14 protein-coding genes are annotated in these 16,410 nt (G+C 68.6%); 12 read left to right on the forward strand and 2 right to left on the reverse strand.

What is annotated here, in order from left to right; all coding sequences use genetic code 11:
* Positions 1–279: 279 nt before the first annotated feature.
* The gene (locus tag C1931_RS06015) at positions 280–2,337 is read right to left on the reverse strand and encodes an EAL domain-containing protein (protein ID WP_108755707.1); all 2,058 of its coding nucleotides are present in this window, start codon (positions 2,335–2,337) and stop codon (positions 280–282) included.
* Between the two features lie 204 nt (positions 2,338–2,541).
* Here C1931_RS06015 and radA point away from each other — a divergent pair, with 204 nt between their 5' ends.
* From radA to C1931_RS06035, 4 genes are all read left to right on the forward strand, one after another.
* Positions 2,542–3,918 carry a DNA repair protein RadA gene (radA, locus tag C1931_RS06020; RefSeq protein WP_108748968.1) on the forward strand — a complete coding sequence of 459 codons (1,377 nt, stop codon included), beginning with the start codon at positions 2,542–2,544 and terminating at the stop codon, positions 3,916–3,918.
* Positions 3,919–4,323: 405 nt separating this feature from the next.
* Positions 4,324–6,180, forward strand: a complete 1,857-nt coding sequence (locus C1931_RS06025; RefSeq protein ID WP_108755708.1) for an ATP-binding protein — start codon at positions 4,324–4,326, stop codon at positions 6,178–6,180.
* Between the two features lie 51 nt (positions 6,181–6,231).
* Positions 6,232–8,538 carry a tetratricopeptide repeat protein gene (locus C1931_RS06030; protein ID WP_108757667.1) on the forward strand — a complete coding sequence of 769 codons (2,307 nt, stop codon included), beginning with the start codon at positions 6,232–6,234 and terminating at the stop codon, positions 8,536–8,538.
* Positions 8,539–8,666: 128 nt separating this feature from the next.
* Positions 8,667–9,134: a hypothetical protein gene (locus C1931_RS06035; RefSeq protein WP_108755709.1), complete on the forward strand. Its 468-nt coding sequence runs from the start codon at positions 8,667–8,669 to the stop codon at positions 9,132–9,134.
* A 121-nt stretch (positions 9,135–9,255) separates the two neighbouring features.
* On the opposite strand, the gene ccsA is transcribed toward C1931_RS06035, so the two are convergent.
* Entirely contained in the window at positions 9,256–10,050 is a 795-nt protein-coding gene (gene ccsA, locus C1931_RS06040) for a cytochrome c biogenesis protein CcsA (protein WP_108755710.1), read from the reverse strand.
* 122 nt (positions 10,051–10,172) lie between these two features.
* On the opposite strand from ccsA, the gene ffh reads away from it, so the two are divergent.
* The 8 genes from ffh (at position 10,173) to C1931_RS06080 (ending at position 16,389) form a co-directional block, all read left to right on the forward strand.
* Positions 10,173–11,549, forward strand: coding sequence for a signal recognition particle protein (gene ffh / locus C1931_RS06045; protein WP_108752509.1), 1,377 nt, complete (start codon positions 10,173–10,175; stop codon positions 11,547–11,549).
* A gap of 199 nt (positions 11,550–11,748) precedes the next feature.
* On the forward strand, positions 11,749–12,819 hold the full coding sequence (locus tag C1931_RS06050; RefSeq protein WP_108755711.1) for a nitronate monooxygenase: 1,071 nt from the start codon (positions 11,749–11,751) through the stop codon (positions 12,817–12,819).
* Complete coding sequence (locus C1931_RS06055; protein WP_108757668.1) at positions 12,816–13,628, forward strand: aminotransferase class IV family protein; 813 nt, start codon at positions 12,816–12,818, stop codon at positions 13,626–13,628. Before C1931_RS06050 ends, C1931_RS06055 begins: the two co-directional genes overlap by 4 nt.
* 165 nt (positions 13,629–13,793) lie before the next feature.
* On the forward strand, positions 13,794–14,054 hold the full coding sequence (rpsP, locus tag C1931_RS06060) for a 30S ribosomal protein S16 (protein WP_108748975.1): 261 nt from the start codon (positions 13,794–13,796) through the stop codon (positions 14,052–14,054).
* A gap of 45 nt (positions 14,055–14,099) precedes the next feature.
* The gene (rimM, locus tag C1931_RS06065; protein WP_108748976.1) at positions 14,100–14,612 is read left to right on the forward strand and encodes a ribosome maturation factor RimM; all 513 of its coding nucleotides are present in this window, start codon (positions 14,100–14,102) and stop codon (positions 14,610–14,612) included.
* Positions 14,613–14,620: 8 nt separating this feature from the next.
* Positions 14,621–15,379, forward strand: a complete 759-nt coding sequence (trmD, locus tag C1931_RS06070) for a tRNA (guanosine(37)-N1)-methyltransferase TrmD (protein WP_108757669.1) — start codon at positions 14,621–14,623, stop codon at positions 15,377–15,379.
* A gap of 154 nt (positions 15,380–15,533) precedes the next feature.
* Positions 15,534–15,935, forward strand: coding sequence for a 50S ribosomal protein L19 (gene rplS, locus C1931_RS06075; RefSeq protein ID WP_005408597.1), 402 nt, complete (start codon positions 15,534–15,536; stop codon positions 15,933–15,935).
* Between the two features lie 82 nt (positions 15,936–16,017).
* On the forward strand, positions 16,018–16,389 hold the full coding sequence (locus C1931_RS06080) for a DUF6404 family protein (protein ID WP_108755712.1): 372 nt from the start codon (positions 16,018–16,020) through the stop codon (positions 16,387–16,389).
* The last annotated feature ends 21 nt before the right edge of the window (positions 16,390–16,410 follow it).

Below are 16,410 nucleotides of genomic sequence, written 5' to 3' on the forward strand. Positions count from 1 at the left end.
GCGCCGCTCGTGCGCTCGTGGATGGGTAGCGCCGGGCCATGCCCGGCGGGTAGATCCATGCCATGCGTGGATGGCGGCGCGCGCGATGCAGATGGGGTCAGAGCCCTTGCCCGCGGCAAGGGATCCGACCCCGCCGTTCGCGCCGCTCGTGCGCTCGTGGATGGGGTAGCGCCGGGCCATGCCCGGCGGGTAGATCCATGCCATGCGTGGATGGCGGCGCGCGCAATGCAGATGGGGTCAGAGCCCTTGCCTGTGGCAAGGGATCCGACCCCGCGCGGTTCAACCCACCTTGCGCAGGAACTCGTCGGCGGCCATCGGCCTGCCCAGGTGGTACCCCTGCAGCTGGTCGCAGCCCAGCCCGCTCAGGTAATCCTGCTGTTCCTTGGTCTCCACGCCCTCGGCCACCACCTGCAGCTGCAGCGAACGGCCCAGCGCCACGATCGACGACACGATGGCCGCGTCTTCGGCGTTCTGTTCCAGCTCGCGCACGAACGCACGATCGATCTTCAGTTCGGTGGCCGGCATGCGCTTCAGGTACAACAGGCTGGAATAGCCGGTGCCGAAATCATCAATGGCGATATGCACGCCCATCGCGGTCAGGTCGTTCAGGATCACCAGGCTGGCTTCCACGTCCTTCATCGCTGTGGTTTCGGTGATCTCCAGCGTCAGCCGCTCCGGCGCAATGCCATGCCGCTGCAGCGCAGCGCGCACGCTCTCCAGCAACGCCGGCGAGGAGAACTGCAGCGGCGACAGGTTCACCGCCATGGTCCAGTCGTGCTGGCCGGCATCGTGCCAGGCGCGCAGCTGCGCGCAGGCCTGGTCCAGCACCCAATCGCCAATGGGCAGGATCAACCCGCTGCGCTCGGCAATGGGAATGAACACGTCCGGGCTGAGCATGCCCAGTTCCGGGTGCTGCCAGCGCAGCAGCGCTTCTGCGCCCACCGCCGGGGTGCCGGCGGCCACGAACTTGGGCTGGTAGTGCAGCAGCAGTTCGCCACGTTCGGTGGCGCGGCGCAGGTCCTGTAGCAGGCGCAGCTGGCGGTTCGCGCTCACCTGCATGGACGGGGTAAAGAAGGTGTAGCCGTTCCGGCCGCCTTCTTTGGTGTGGTACATGGCCGCGTCGGCATGGGCCATCAGTTCGCGTTCGCTGGTGGCATCGTCCGGGTACAGCGCAATGCCCAGGCTGGCGCTGACCTGCAGTTCGGCCGCATCGATCAGGAACGGTTCGGCCACGGCGGCAATGATGCGCTCGGCCACCACCACCGCGTCGTCGGGTTCGTCGATGGCCAGCACGATCACGAACTCATCGCCGCCCAGGCGGGCGAAAGTGTCCTGCGGGCGCAGCAGGGCGCTGACGCGCTGGCTCATCTTCACCAGCAGGCGGTCGCCCAGTTGGTGCCCGTAGGCATCGTTCACCGCCTTGAAGCCGTCCAGATCGCAGAACATGACCGCCAGCGCATGGCCGCGGCGGCGCGCCTTTTCGATCGACTGCTCGATGCGGTCCTGCAGCAGCATGCGGTTGGGCAGCTGGGTAAGCGGGTCATGCAGGGCGGCCTGCAGCAGCTTGTCGTTGGCCTTTTCCAGCGATTCGGCCAGCAGGCCGGTGCGCACGCGCATCTGCCGGTCGAACAGCGAGGCCACCAGCGCAATGCCGATCACGCCCAGCGTGGTGACGATCACCAGCACCGCCAGCCAGTGCGATTCAATGCCGCCGTCGATCACCGCGCCGCAGATGCTGCCGGCCGGGAAGCTGGCAGCGGCCATGCCGGTGTAGTGCATGCCGACGATGGCCAGGCCCATCACCGCCGATGCGGCAATGCGCAGCGGCAGGGTGCGCTGGTCTTCGCGGCGCAGGCGGAAGGCGATCCACAGCGCGGCGGTGCAGGCGCCGATGGCCACGGCGATGGACAGCGCGAACCACAGCGGGTCGTAGTCGATGCCCGGCTGCATGCGCATGGCGCCCATGCCCAGGTAATGCATGGTGGCCACGCCCAGGCCCATCAGGGTGCCACCGGCCAGCAGGCGCCGGCGCGGCAGTTCCGGGCGCGAGACCAGCCACAGCGCATAGGCCGAGGCGGCAATGGACACCGCCAGCGAGTACAGGGTAATGCCCAGGTCGAAGCCGATCGGGATCGGCAGCTTGAAGGCCAGCATGCCGATGAAGTGCATGGACCAGATGCCCAGCCCCATGGCCGATGCGCCGCCGATCAGCCACCAGCGGGCCACCCGGCCCTGCGCGGTGGCCAGGCGGCCGGCCATGTCCAGGGCGGTGTACGAAGCGAGAATGGCCACCAACAGCGAGAAAGCAACCAGGCTCTGGCTGTAAGTGCCAGTCATTGCGGGTCCTTCAGGGAAAGCGGGGAGGGCAGGCATGAAGCCGCGAACTATAGCGGCGGCAGGGGGCTGAACCTTAGCAGTTAAAAAGTGTGATGTTCATCTCGTATTTGGAGATGTGTAGGCGGGGGGCGCCGGGCGGTCTGTCGCAGCGCCTGCGACCGCGCTCGGCTATCCTCCTTCACCGTTCACCACGCAGGATTTCCGATGGCCAAGGCCCGCACCGCTTACGTCTGCAACGAATGCGGCGCCGATTCCAGCAAATGGCAAGGCCAGTGCCCGGAATGCGGGGCGTGGAACTCGATGTCGGAAATCGTGCTGGAAAGCGCCGCAGCGGCGAAGGCCCCCGCAGCCCGTCGCAATGGCTGGGTGGGCAAGATCGATCCGCCGAAGATCACCGCGCTGAAGGACGTGCAGCAGACCGAGCACCGCCGGGTCAGCACCGGCATTGGCGAGTTCGACCGCGTGCTGGGCGGCGGCCTGGTGGAGGGCGCGGTGGTGCTGGTCGGCGGCGACCCGGGCATCGGCAAGTCGACCCTGCTGCTGCAGGCGGTGGCGAAGATGGCCGCCGAACTGCCGGTGCTGTACGTGACCGGTGAGGAATCGCTGGCCCAGGTGGCCGGCCGCGCGCACCGGCTGGAGCTGCCGCTGGATGGCGTGAATGCCTTGGCCGAGACCGGTGTCGAGTCGATCATGCAGCACGCCAGCAAGGCCGGCCCGCGCCTGATCGTGGCCGATTCGGTGCAGACCCTGTGGACCGAAACCCTGACCGCCGCACCGGGGTCGGTCAGCCAGGTGCGCGAAAGCGCGGCACGGCTGGTGCGCTTTGCCAAGGAAACCGGTACCGCCGTGTTCCTGGTCGGCCACGTGACCAAGGAAGGCGGTATTGCCGGCCCGCGCGTGCTGGAACACATGGTGGATGCGGTGCTGTACTTCGAAGGCGAAAGCGGCAGTCGCTTCCGCCTGCTGCGTGCGTTCAAGAATCGCTTCGGCGCGGTGAACGAGCTGGGCGTGTTCGCCATGGGCGACAAGGGCCTGAAGGAAGTGTCCAACCCGTCGGCCATCTTCCTGTCCGGCAGCAGCGCGCACCAGCCGGGCAGCTGCGTGATGGTCACCCGCGAGGGCACCCGCCCGCTGCTGGTGGAAGTGCAGGCGCTGGTGGATGCCTCGCCGCTGTCCAACCCGCGCCGCGTGGCCGTGGGCCTGGAGCAGAACCGCCTGGCCATGCTGCTGGCGGTGCTGCACCGCCATGGCGGGGTGCTGGTGGGCGACCAGGACGTGTTCGTGAATGTCGTCGGTGGCATTCGCGTGCAGGAAACCGCCGCCGATCTGCCGGTGCTGCTGGCGGTGCTGTCGTCGCTGCAGGACCGGCCGCTGGCGGAAAAGACCATTGCCTTTGGCGAAGTGGGGCTGTCGGGCGAGATCCGCCCGGTGCCCAACGGCGAAGACCGACTGCGCGAAGCGGCCACCCATGGTTTCAAGCGCGCCATCGTGCCCAAGGCCAACGCGCCGAAGGGCGGCAGCGTGAAGGGCATGGAAGTGATCGCGGTGGAGCGGCTGTCCGAAGCGATCGACGCGGCGTGAGGCATGCCGCCGGGCATGGCCCGGCGCTACCGGCGGCCGCGCCGGGTTTGCCTTTGCCTGGATTGACGGGCCACGATGCGCCGGGTTTGCCTTTGCCTGGACGGACGCGCCGCGATGCGGTGGGTTTGCCTTTGCCTGGATGGATGGGCCGCGATGCGCCGGGTTTTGCCTTTGTAGAGTCGAGCTTGCTCGACTGCCTTTCGCGTCGAGGCAAGAGCGTCGAGCAAGCTCGACTCTACCGGGGCTGGGGAGCAGTCGAGCAAGCTCGACTCTACCGGGGCTGGTCCCCCGCCGGGGTGCGGAATCCAACGCCCGGCACAGCAACGGTCAGCGTGCCTGTGCTAGTTTCCCCGGCTCGACGATGGCGCCCCGTGACGCCTTGTGTGGCAAGGAGTAACCGATTACATGCAGGACCCGACGCTGACCACCCCCGCCGCCGAAATCCGCCGGGCCGGGGTCGATCTCAATGGACTGATGACGGTGCTGGGCAAGCACCTGTATTCCACCCCGATGGTGGCGCTGCGCGAGCTGGTGCAGAACGCGCACGATTCCATCATCCGCCGCCGCATTGAACAGACCGGTGGCGATCTGCCCTCGCGCATCGATGTGCAGGTCGATGCCGCCGCCGGCGTGCTGCGCATCATCGATACCGGCGCCGGCCTGACCCGCCAGGAAATCCACGATTACCTGGCCACGGTGGGCGTGGGCTACACCCGCGGCCTGCGCCAGGGCGGCGATGACCAGGACGGCCTGATCGGCATGTTCGGCCTGGGCTTCCTGTCGGCCTTCGTGCTGGCGCGGCGGGTGAGCGTGCGCACCACCTCGTACCAGACGCCCGAACTGGGCCACCTGTATGTGTCCAGCAACGCCGAGCAGTACACGGTGAGCGAAGTGCCGGCGCGTGCGGTCGGCACCGAAGTGGAGCTGGAGCTGCACCCGGACTTCCTGCCGCTGGCCAACGAGGCGCGGCTGTACGAAGTGCTGGGCCGCTACTGCGCGCTGCTGTCCGAACCGATCTTCATTGGCGCCGCTACCGAAGCGCTGAACCCCGAGCCGCCGCCGTGGCGCGCACAGGGCGATGTGGCCTTGCACCCAGTACAGGCGCGGCGCCAGGCGCTGCAGTTCGCCGCCCGCTTCGAACACGACTTCGAACCCATCGTGACCGTGCCGCTGCGCGCCGATGCGGAAAGTGACGCCACTGGCCTGCTGTGGGTGCAGGATGGCGCCACCTACGGCACCAGCGACAACCGCAACCTGTCGGTGTTCGTGCGCGGCATGCTGCTGGACGACGATGCGCGCGACCTGCTGCCGCCGTGGGCCGGCTTCATCGGCGGGGTGATCGAATCGTCGCGGTTGACCCCCACCGCCAGCCGCGAGGACCTGCAGCGCGACGACCATTACCGCGCCGTGCAGCACGCGCTGCTGGAAGCGCTGATCGACGGTCTGGCCGATGTGGCGCGGCAGCAGCCGGAAGCCTGGCGCCGCGTGCTCAGCCGCCACAACGAGGCCCTGCTGGGCGCAGCGCTGTGCGACGACCGTCTGTTCGACCTGCTGCTGGAACACGTGCGCGTGCCGACCTCGCAGGGCGATCTGCCGGCCAGCGCGCTGCCGGCGCGCGGCGCGGTGCACGTGATCCTCGACAACGGCGGCGGCTTCGAAGAGATGCTGTTCCGTGCCATGGGCGTGCCGGTGGCACACGGCCATCGCTACGCGGTGGTGCCGTTCCTGCGCCGCTGGACCCAGGCCAAGGGCCTGCGCCTGGTGGAGCTGGGCACCGAACAGGGCAACCGCGCGCTGTTCCGCAGCGATGACAGCCTGGATGACACACAGTTGGCCTGGTTGCGCGAGCACCTGAGCGATGGCGAGCAGCTGCTGCCGGCGCGCTTCACCCCCGAGGCGCTGCCGGTGGTGGTGGTACCCGACCGCGAGGCGGAGCTGAAACAGCGCCTGGAAGACGATGAGAACGACAAGCGCGTGTCGATGGCCGCGCTGCGCCTGGCGCGGCAGTTCACCGCGCGCATCGAAGCGCGCGCGCCGTCGCGCTTGTACGTGAACCTGGACAACCCGGCGGTGCAGGCGCTGCTGCAGGCGCAACGCGCCGGCCATGCGCAGGCGCCCGCCGCAGCACGCCTGCTGCGTTCGCTGAAGATCATCGTGTCCGCGCAGGGGCGCCCGCTGGCGCGCGATGCCAGCACAGCCACGCCCGATCTGAACGCCGCCTTCGCCGATATTGCCGGTGCCCTGCAGCAGATGCTGCGCTGAGTACCGCTCACTTTCTCATCCAGCCTTCGCTAGACAGGAGACTTGCACATCATGGAAATCTGGAACTGGGTTGAAAAACTGCAGGAAGACCTGCGCCAGGCCGGGCAGGCGCAGAACGCGCACCTGCTGACCCGCCTGGCCGACGAGGTGAGCGAACTGCAGGTGGACCGCGTGGATGCGCTGCTGCCCGAGGCGCGTGCGCTGGGCAAGGCGCTGGACAACCCCTGGGTGGATGTCTACGTGGGCCACTGGGCGCTGCGCAACCGCGTGGGCAACCGCGTGGAAGGCGAGAGTGCGCTGGGCGAAGCGGTGGCGCTGTTCGAGCGCGCCCACCGTGCCGACACCCTGGACTGCCCGCAGTCGATCTGCGTGACCCAGGATCTGGCCGCCTGCTATGGCAACATCGATGGCCCGGGCTGGGTGCCTGAGCGCATTGAAGTGTGCGATGAGACCCTGGCCCGCATCGATCCCAGCTGGGCGTGCTTCCAGTGCCTGAGCTGCGAAAAAGCCGATGCGCTGCTGGACGATGGCCGCGGCCAGGACGCGCTGGATTACCTGCAGGCGCAGGCCGATGCGATCAAGGCGCGCGGCAAGGAAGTGTTCGACAGCTTCCCGGAAATGCAGATCAAGGTGCTGCTGGCCACCGGCCGTGCCGACGAAGCGCTGGTGCTGATCGAGCAGCGCGAGGCCGAAGTGGCCGCCGCTGGCGAGTACGAACCGGCCAACTGCACCGTGCCGCGCCGCCTGTCGCGTGCCTGGGCGCTGGCGCAGCTGGGCCGCGACGAAGAAGCGTTGCAGCAGCTGGTGCCGTGGAGCGAGCTGACCCCCAATACCTGGCGCATGTGGGCCAACACGGTGGCGATCCTGTGCCAGCGTGATCCGGCGCGCAACACCTGGGATCTGGGCACGCGCTTCAACACCATCATCGAACACTTCGCGCGCGTGGGCGCGCACCGGCTGGTGATTGAAATGGCCGCCCTGAGCCTGGAGCTGGCGCTGCAGCGTGGCGCGCGCTGGGTCGCGCAGCGGCAGCTGCGGCTGGCCCGCACGCACCTGGCACAGCTGCGCCAGGACCGCGGTGCCGCCGAACAGGTGGCCGCGCTGGCCGCGCGCATCGATGCACTGCCCGAGGCCGCGCCGCTGCCGGTGCCCGCCGCCGAACTGCTGCCGTGGCTGGAAGCGCAGGGCCAGCAGAACCAGTCGCGCGACCCCGAGCGCGAGGCGCAGTGGTTGCTGCAGGGCCACGCGCAGTGCCCCGACGATGAAGGGCTGGCCGAAGTGGCCGCCTCGGCGCTGTACGCCTGCGGTGCGCAGGACGAAGCGCGCGCGCTGTTGTGGCAGTTCGTGCGCGCGCATGTGCAGGAAGACGGCCCGGCCGCCTACACGCTGATGCGCTGGCTGGCCGAGCAGGGCGATGACGAGGGCCTGCGCCAGTTGGCCGATGTATACCGCAGCAGCGTGCCGGTGTTCGCGCACTGGTGCGACGTGCAGCGGGCGCGCCGGGTGTCCGACTGGCCGGCGCTGGAACAGGCGGCCACGCAGCTGCTGGCACTGTCGCCGGGTTCGCACGGTGCGCGTGGCACGTTGGCCCGCATGTACATGGAAACCGGCCGTTTCAGCGAGGCGCAGGCCTGCTACGCGCAGCTGGTGGAGCTGCAGGAGGACCCCAACGCCGCGCATTGGGACCACATGAGCGCCGCCAGCGCCGCGCGCGACTGGGATGCCGTGCGCCGTTCGGCCGCGGCGATCGGCATGGAACTGTCCAGCCAGGACGGCGTGGTGGAAGAGCCGTGGGGCTGGGTGATCATCCGCAGCGAAGAGCAGGGTGAGCCGATGGAGTACTACGCGCGCCGCACCGGCCCGGTAACCGCGCGCATCGTGGAAAACGCGCCGGCCAACCGTGCCCAGCAGGTGGGCGACTGGGTGGTGTTCGATGCCGCGCTGGTGCACCCCGCGCCGGAAGAGGAAGAAGCGCGCCAGCACTTCATTCCCACCTATGCGCAGGTACACGTGCTGGAGCGCGGCGGCTTCGCGCGCAGCTGGCTGATTGATGGCGCGCACCCCGGCGAAGCCGCGTGGGATGCGCTGGTGGAAGCGGCGCAGGCGCAGGGCTGGCAGATCTGGGGGCACAGCCGTGCCGACTACACCGTGACCGACCCGGACTCCGAAGAGGGCACGCTGCCGGGGCTGCTGTTCACCGTGGCCCAGCCGCAGGACCACGCGCCGCTGGCGCTGCATCGGTTCCTGCAGCAGCACACCGCCCAGTGGCAGCACCCGCAGTGCTGGCTGCGCCTGGCCGAAGCCTGCGACCAGGAACGCCAGCCGCACCTGGATGTGATCGAGCGGTACGGGTTGTAAGCCCGCCGCGCCGCGTAGCCGCCGGGCATGGCCCGGCGCTACCCCTGGACAAATACCCGCCGCGCCCGGCGCTCCCTCGGTAGCGCCGGGCCATGCCCGGCGTTGCCCCTGCACAAGGAATGAAACCCATGCGAAAGACAGGCATGTTCATGATCGCCGGCCTGCTGCTGGCCCCCGCCGCCCAGGCCGCCCCGGCCTGCGAGGATGCCGTGGGCGTGGCGCGGGCATTCTTCGAGGCCACCTCCGGCGATGCGGGGTACGTGCTGGATGCGCCGCGCGCGCTGGTCAGCCCGGCCTTCGGCAAGGCGCTGCGCGAAGAACGTGCCTGCCAGGCGCGCGAAGAAGGCATCTGCACGATCGATTCGGACCCGTGGCTGGATGCGCAGGATGGCGACATCGAGGGCCCGGTACGCTACGGCTGGAACGAAACGTCAGCCACGGTCGGCCAGGTCGAGTTGCGCTATTCGGTGTGGAAAAAGCCGTATGTGACCCGCCTGCCGATGGTCCGCCAGGGCAAGGGCTGCTGGCAGGTGGATGATGTGATCACGCAGGGCGGGCGCTCGGTGCGTCGCATCCTTGCCCAGCCTGTGCCCTGACGGTTGACGCGCCATCCACGCATGGCGTGGATCTACTGCAGGTTCGGATCTCCGGTGGGTGCCGACCGTTGGTCGGCAGGTTCGGATCCTCGGTGGGTGCCGACCGTTGGTCGGCACGCCTTTATCGGGTATGCCCGAACACCAGTTCAATGGCGAACTGGCTGCCGAAAAACGCCAGCAGCAGCAACAGCATCGCGCTCAGCGTCCAGTGCACGGCCTTCACCCCGCGCCAGCCGTAGCGGCGGCGGCCGACCAGCAGCACGCCGAACACGATCCACGACAGCACGCTGAGCACGGTCTTGTGCACCAGCTTCTGTGCCAGCAGGTCGTCCACGAACAGCACGCCGGTCACCAGGGTCAGGGTCAGCAGCGCGAACCCCACGGTGATGACCCGGAACAGCAGCGATTCCAGATCGGCCAGCGGCGGCAGGGCGCGCAGCCACGGGCGGAACTCGCGGCGGCGCAGGGCGCGTTCCTGCAGCCACAGCATGATGGCCAGCAGCGCGGCGATGCTCAGCGTGGCGTAGGCCAGCAGGGCCAACCAGGCGTGGCTGGCCAGGCGCCAACCCAGCACCTTGCTGGGGGCGTGGCCGTAGCCGTGGTACACCGCCAGCAGCAGCGCGGCCAGCGGGAACACCACCACGCCCAGCGCCGACATGCGCCCGCGCGCGCCCACCAGCGACGTCAGCCAGGCCATGCCCAGGCCGACCAGCGACAGCGCCGCGAAGAAATGCATGTCCGGCCCGCCGCTGGTGCGCAGCGCCACCAGCACGTGGTAGCCGCCGTGCAGCAGCATGGCCGGCAGCGCCGGCCACAGCCAGGTGGGCGAGCCCATTGCCTCGTCGCGGCCGAGCGCGCGCACCAGCAGGACGCTGGCGGCCAGGTACAGCAGGGTCGCGATGAGAACGATTGTCATCGTGGCAGTTTCGCATACCCCCGGGAAGCTGGCGACGGCCGCAGCGTCGCAGCTCGGGAACCGGGGCGGACCCGCTATACTGTCTGCCTTATTGTCCCCCGCTTTTAGACAGGTTGCGCCGCATGTTCGAGTCCCTGACCCAGCGCCTTTCCGGCACCATCGAGCGCCTGCGTGGCCGTGGCCGCCTGACCGAGGAGAACATCCGCGAGGCGACCCGCGAGGTGCGCATCGCGCTGCTGGAAGCCGACGTGGCGCTGCCGGTGGTGCAGGCCCTGATCGAGCGCATCAAGGTGCGCGCGGTCGGCCAGGAAGTGCTGAAGTCGCTGACCCCGGGCCAGGCCCTGATCAAGGTGGTGCGCGACGAGCTGACCGCGGTGATGGGCGCCGAAGCCAGCGACCTGAACCTCAATGTTCCCGCCCCGGCCATCATCCTGATGGCGGGCCTGCAGGGCGCCGGCAAGACCACCACCGTGGGCAAGCTGGCCAAGCACCTGAAGGAAAAGCGCAAGAAGAAGGTGATGGTGGTGTCGGCCGACGTCTACCGTCCGGCCGCGATCGAGCAGCTGAAGACCCTGGCCGAGCAGGTGGGCGTGCTGTTCTTCCCGTCCAGCGCCGACCAGAAGCCGGAAGCCATCGTGCGCGCGGCCATCGACGATGCGCGCAAGTCGTTCGTGGATGTGCTGCTGGTCGATACCGCCGGCCGCCTGGCCATCGACGAAGCGATGATGGCCGAGATCAAGGCCCTGCACGCGGCGGTGAACCCGGCTGAAACCCTGTTCGTGGTCGATGCCATGACCGGCCAGGACGCGGCCAACACTGCCAAGGCCTTCGGTGATGCGCTGCCGCTGACCGGCGTGGTGCTGACCAAGACCGACGGTGACGCCCGCGGCGGCGCGGCGCTGAGCGTGCGCTACATCACCGGCAAGCCGATCAAGTTCGTCGGTGTCAGCGAAAAGCCCGAAGGTCTGGATGTGTTCCATCCCGACCGTATCGCCAGCCGCATCCTGGACATGGGCGACGTGCTGTCGCTGGTGGAGCAGGTCGAGCAGCAGGTGGACAAGGACAAGGCCGCCAAGCTGGCCGAGAAGGTCGCCAAGGGCAAGAAGTTCGACCTGAACGACATGCGCGACCAGCTGGAGCAGATGCAGAACATGGGCGGCATCGGCGGCCTGATGGACAAGCTGCCGGGCCTGGGCAACATTCCCGACCACCTGAAGCAGCAGGTCAGCCAGGGCAAGGAAGTGCCGCGCATGATCGCCATCATCAATTCGATGACCAAGAAGGAACGGCGCAACCCGAACCTGCTGAACGGCTCGCGCCGCGCGCGCATCGCCAAGGGTTCGGGTGTGACCCCGGCCGACGTCAACAAGCTCATGAAGCAGTACATGCAGATGGAAAAGATGATGAGCAAGATGGCCGGCGGCGGCATGAAGGGCATGATGCGCAGCATGAAGGGCATGATGGGCGCCATGGGCGGCCGCGGCATGCCGTTCCGTTGATGTGCTGCTGAGGCCACGCATGGGTCGATGCATGGCTGGCACCGTGCGTTGGTAGAGTCGAGCTTGCTCGACTGAGGGGCCAGCAGCAGTCGAGCAAGCTCGACTCTACGTAGCGTGCGGTTCAGTCGAGCAAGCTCGACTCTACCCCCTTGCTGCGCGCACCATGGGGGCCTGTCTGCAACGATGGGCCGCCCTGCTGATGTCTGCTGTCACTTCCCGCGTCGAGGCGTTCTGCCGGCGCTTCCAGGTTTCACTTCCGATCCTGCTGGCGCCGATGGCCGGCGCCTGCCCGGTGCCGCTGTCGGCTGCGCTGGCCAATGCCGGCAGCATGGGCGCGATGGGCGCGGTGCTGTCTTCGGCGGCCGATATCGGCGTGTGGATGGACGACTTCCGCGCTGCCTCTAGCGGCCCCGCGCAGGTGAATCTGTGGCTGCCGGACCCGGCGCCGGCCCGCGACGTGGCCGCCGAAGCCGCCAGCCGCGCCTTCCTGGCCCAATGGGGCCCCGAGGTGCCGGCCAGCGCCGCCGATGCCACTCCGGCCGATTTCGAGGAACAGTTCGCCGCGCTGCTGGCCGCGCGCCCTGCGGTGGCCTCGACCATCATGGGCGTGCTGTCGCCGCGCCATGTGCAGCAACTGAAGGATGCCGGCATTGCGTGGATTGCCTGCGCGACCACGCTGGCCGAGGCACGCGCTGCGCAGGACGCCGGTGCCGATGCGGTGGTGGCGCAGGGCGTGGAGGCCGGTGGCCATCGCGGCGCCTTCGATCCGGCACTGGCCGAACGGCAACTGGTGGGGCTGTTCGCCCTGCTGCCGCGCCTGGCCGACCATCTGCAGATTCCGGTGATCGCCGCTGGCGGCATCGCCGATGGGCGTGGCATCGCCGCGGCGCTCACGCTGGGCGCCAGCGCGGTGCAGATCGGTACTGCGTTCCTGCGCACGCCCGAAGCGGCGATCGCCCCGGCCTGGGCCGACGCACTGGCGGTGACCGAACCCGAAGACACCTGGCCGACCCGCGCCTTCAGTGGGCGTCTGGGCCGCGGTCTGGCCACCCCGTATGTGCGTGCGGCGGCGGCCGATGCTGCGCCACCACCGCGCCCGTACCCGGTGCAGCGCGGGCTGACCGCGCCGATGCGCAAGCAGGCGGCGCAGCGCAATGATCTGGCGGCGATGCAGGCCTGGGCCGGGCAGTCGGCGTGGATGGCACCGGCGCGGCCGGCCGCCGGGGTGCTGGCCGACATGTGGCGCGACGCGCAGGCCCTGCTGTGGTGACGGTGACCTGCAATGGCCAGCCCGCGCAGGCCGACGATCTGCTGCCGGCGCTGGTGAACTACGGCCACTTCACCTCGTTGCAGGTGCGTGGCCATGCCGTGCAGGGGCTGGAGCTGCATCTGGCGCGGCTGTCGCAGGCCACGCGCGAGCTGTTCGGCAGTGAACTGGACCTGCGCCAGCTGCAGGCCTGGATGGCGCAGGCGCTGCAGCAGGCGGGGCAGGGCGATGCCTCCATGCGGGTGACGGTGTTCTCCCGCCGCTTCGATTTCCGCAATCCGCTGGCCGCCGTGCCGGTGGACGTGCTGGTGGCGGTGTCGGCGCCGGTGGCGCTGACCGCACCGAAGCGCGTGCGCAGCGTGGTCTGGCAGCGCGATTGGCCGCAGATCAAACATGTGGGCACGTTCGGCCTGTTTGCCCAGCGCCGTGCGGCGCTCGCGGCGGGGTTTGACGATGCGCTGTTGGTGGCGGCCGATGGGCAGGTCAGCGAGGGCAGTACCTGGAACCTGGCCGTGCACGATGGCCAACGGCTGCTCTGGCCGCAGGCGCCGGCGCTGCGCGGGACCGCCGAGGCGCTGCTGCAGCGGTACTGGCCGGGGGCGCAGGCCATCCAGCCCTTGCGGCTGGCCGATCTGGCCGGTGTGAAGGCGGCCTTTGCCTGCAATGCCAGCGGGGTGTGGGCGCTGGAGGCCATCGATGGGCAGGTCCTGCCGGGGTCGCAGGCGCTGGCTGAACAGGGCAGGGCGGTGCTGGCCGGTGTGGCGTGGGACGTGCTGGGGTCAGAGCCCTTTTGCGCGGCAAAAGGGATCTGACCCCAGAATCCCCCCGCGAGCGCAGCGGTCGGGTGCCGTCCCGCCGGGCATGGCCCGGCGCTACCGTGAAGGCGGACCACCCATGGGGTTGGCCCGGCCGCCATCTGCCGCTATAATCGCCCGCTTACCTCGCCATTCCGGCGACTGGGCAATAGGAAAAACACCATGGTCAAGATTCGACTGACCCGCGGCGGCGCCAAGAAGCGTCCGTTCTACCACATCATCGTGACCGACGTGCGCAGCGCGCGCGACGGCCGCAACATCGAGCGCGTTGGTTTCTACAACCCGGTCGCCCAGGGCGGCGAGAAGCGCATCGAGCTGGACCTGGCCCGCGTTGACCATTGGGTCAAGAACGGCGCCCAGCCGACCGAAAAGGTCCGCAACCTGATCAAGGAAGCGGCCAAGACCCAGGCCGCTGCGGCCTGATCCTGACGGGCCGCGCTCTGGCGCGGCCCATCTGATTGAACGCAGATGAAAGATAACGAGCGCCGCATCCTGCTGGGCAGGATTGTCGGCGCTTTTGGTGTGCGCGGCGAAATAAAGCTCGAGTCCTGGACCGAGCCGCGTTCCGCTATTTTCCGTTACCAGCCGTGGATCCTGCGCAGCCCCAACGGGCAGGAATCGACGCTTGAAGGCGCTCGTGGCCGCGACAGCGGCAAGCATCTGGTGGCCCGGTTCCCCGGCATCGAAGATCGCGACACGGTCGAGGCCATGCACGGCACCGAGATCTACGTGGCCCGCAGCGCGCTGCCGCCGCCGAAACCCGATGAGTATTACTGGGTGGATCTGGAAGGCCTGGATGTGAAGACCGTCGAGGGCGTTGCCCTGGGCCAGGTCTCGCACCTGTTCAGCACCGGCGCCAACGATGTGGTCGTGGTCCGTGGCGACCGCGAGCGGATGATCCCGTTCGTGCTGCCGGACTTCGTCAAATCGGTCGACTTCGAGGCCAATCTGGTCGTGGTCGATTGGGACCCCGAGTTCTGAGTGTGAGCATGCGCTTCGACGTCATCACCCTGTTCCCCGACTTCCTGGCCCAGTCCGCTGGGCTGGGCGTGGTCGGCCGGGCGCAGGAGAAGGGGCTGTTCAGCCTGCACGGCTGGAACCCCCGTGATTACGCCGAAGGCAACTATCGCCGGGTGGACGACCGTCCGTTCGGTGGTGGCCCTGGCATGGTGATGCTGATCGAGCCGCTGCAGGCCTGCCTGCAGGCGATCCGCGACGCCGACCCGACCCCGCCGCGGGTGATCTACCTCAGCCCGCAGGGCGCGCCGCTCACCCAGGCCAAGGTGCGGGAACTGGCGGCGCTGCCGCGCGTGGTCCTGCTCTGTGGCCGCTATGAAGGCATCGACGAACGCTTCCTGGAAGCCAACGTCGATGAAGAGATTTCCCTGGGCGACTACGTGCTGTCCGGCGGCGAACTGGGTGCGGCAGTCATCATCGATGCTGTGGCCCGCCTGCAGGACGGCGCCCTGAATGACGCCGAATCGGCCGCCCAGGACAGCTTCGAAGGCGACCTGGGGCTGCTCGACTGCCCGCATTACAGCCAGCCGGCCCAGCACCCGCTGGGCGACGTGCCGGACGTGCTGCGTTCGGGAAACCACGCGGCCATCGCCGCCTGGCGCCGCCAGCAGTCGCTGCTGCGTACCGCCGAACGGCGCCCGGACCTGCTGGATGAACAGGCGCTGGGCAAGGCCGACCGCAAACTGTTGGAACAGGGCCGCCAGGCCCAGAAACACAAGGCCAGCCCCTAGCGCAGGGCTGGCTTTATCGGCTATCATGGCCAATTCCCGCCAGCCCCGGCCGGCGCGCGCAGTACCCACAACAAACGTGCAGCACAGTTCCGTGACTGCATGAGCCTACGTTGTCAGAACGACACGCCCACCCGAACAAGAATCGGTGTAACCCATGAGCAAGCTGAACAAGTCCATCGTCGCGGAATTCGAATCCGCCCAGATCACCCGCGAACTGCCGAAGTTCAGCCAGGGCGACACCGTTGTCGTCAACGTGAAGGTGAAGGAAGGCAGCCGCGAGCGCGTGCAGGCCTATGAAGGCGTTGTGATCGCCACCAAGAACGCCGGCCTGAACTCCTCGTTCACCGTGCGCAAGATCTCGCACGGCTACGGCGTCGAGCGCGTCTTCCAGACCCACAGCGCCATCATCGACTCGGTCGAAGTGAAGCGTCGTGGTAAGGTCCGCGCCGGCAAGCTGTACTACCTGCGTGGCCTGGAAGGCAAGGCTGCCCGCATCAAGGAAGACCTGGCTGCCGCTGCTGCCGCCAAGGCTGCCCGTCTGGCCGAAAAGGCCTGATAAACAACTTCGGTTGTTGCCGCGACGGCCACCTTCGGGTGGCCGTTTGCGTTTGTGCGCCGGCCGGCGCTATGTTCGCGGCATGACGACCGTTGAACAGCGTTACCCGCCCAAGGTGCAGGCCGCCCTGCGCCATCTTGACGCCGCGGGCGTGCAGCGCCGGCACTCGGCGCCGCCACTGCATCGCCTGCTGTGGCGCATGGGCGTCAACGCGCCCCCGCCGATCATCGCCAGCGTGGCGTCCAATGCACTGCTGATGGGTACCTGGTTCGCACTGGGCTGGGGCGTGCTGATGTGGCTGCTGGTCTGGCGTAATACCAGTCTGCCGTTGGCCGTGGCGGTGTTCAGCGCGCTCCTCGCCGGCGTATTGTTCGGCCTGCTGATGGCGGTCGTGATGCGCGTGATGCGCCTGCGCCGTGGCCTGCCGTTATGGCGTGACCTGCCCAGCCGCTGACCTGCGACCACGGAGCGCTGC

Origin of the sequence: Stenotrophomonas sp. YAU14A_MKIMI4_1, assembly GCF_003086855.1 — a bacterium.
Lineage (GTDB): Bacteria > Pseudomonadota > Gammaproteobacteria > Xanthomonadales > Xanthomonadaceae > Stenotrophomonas.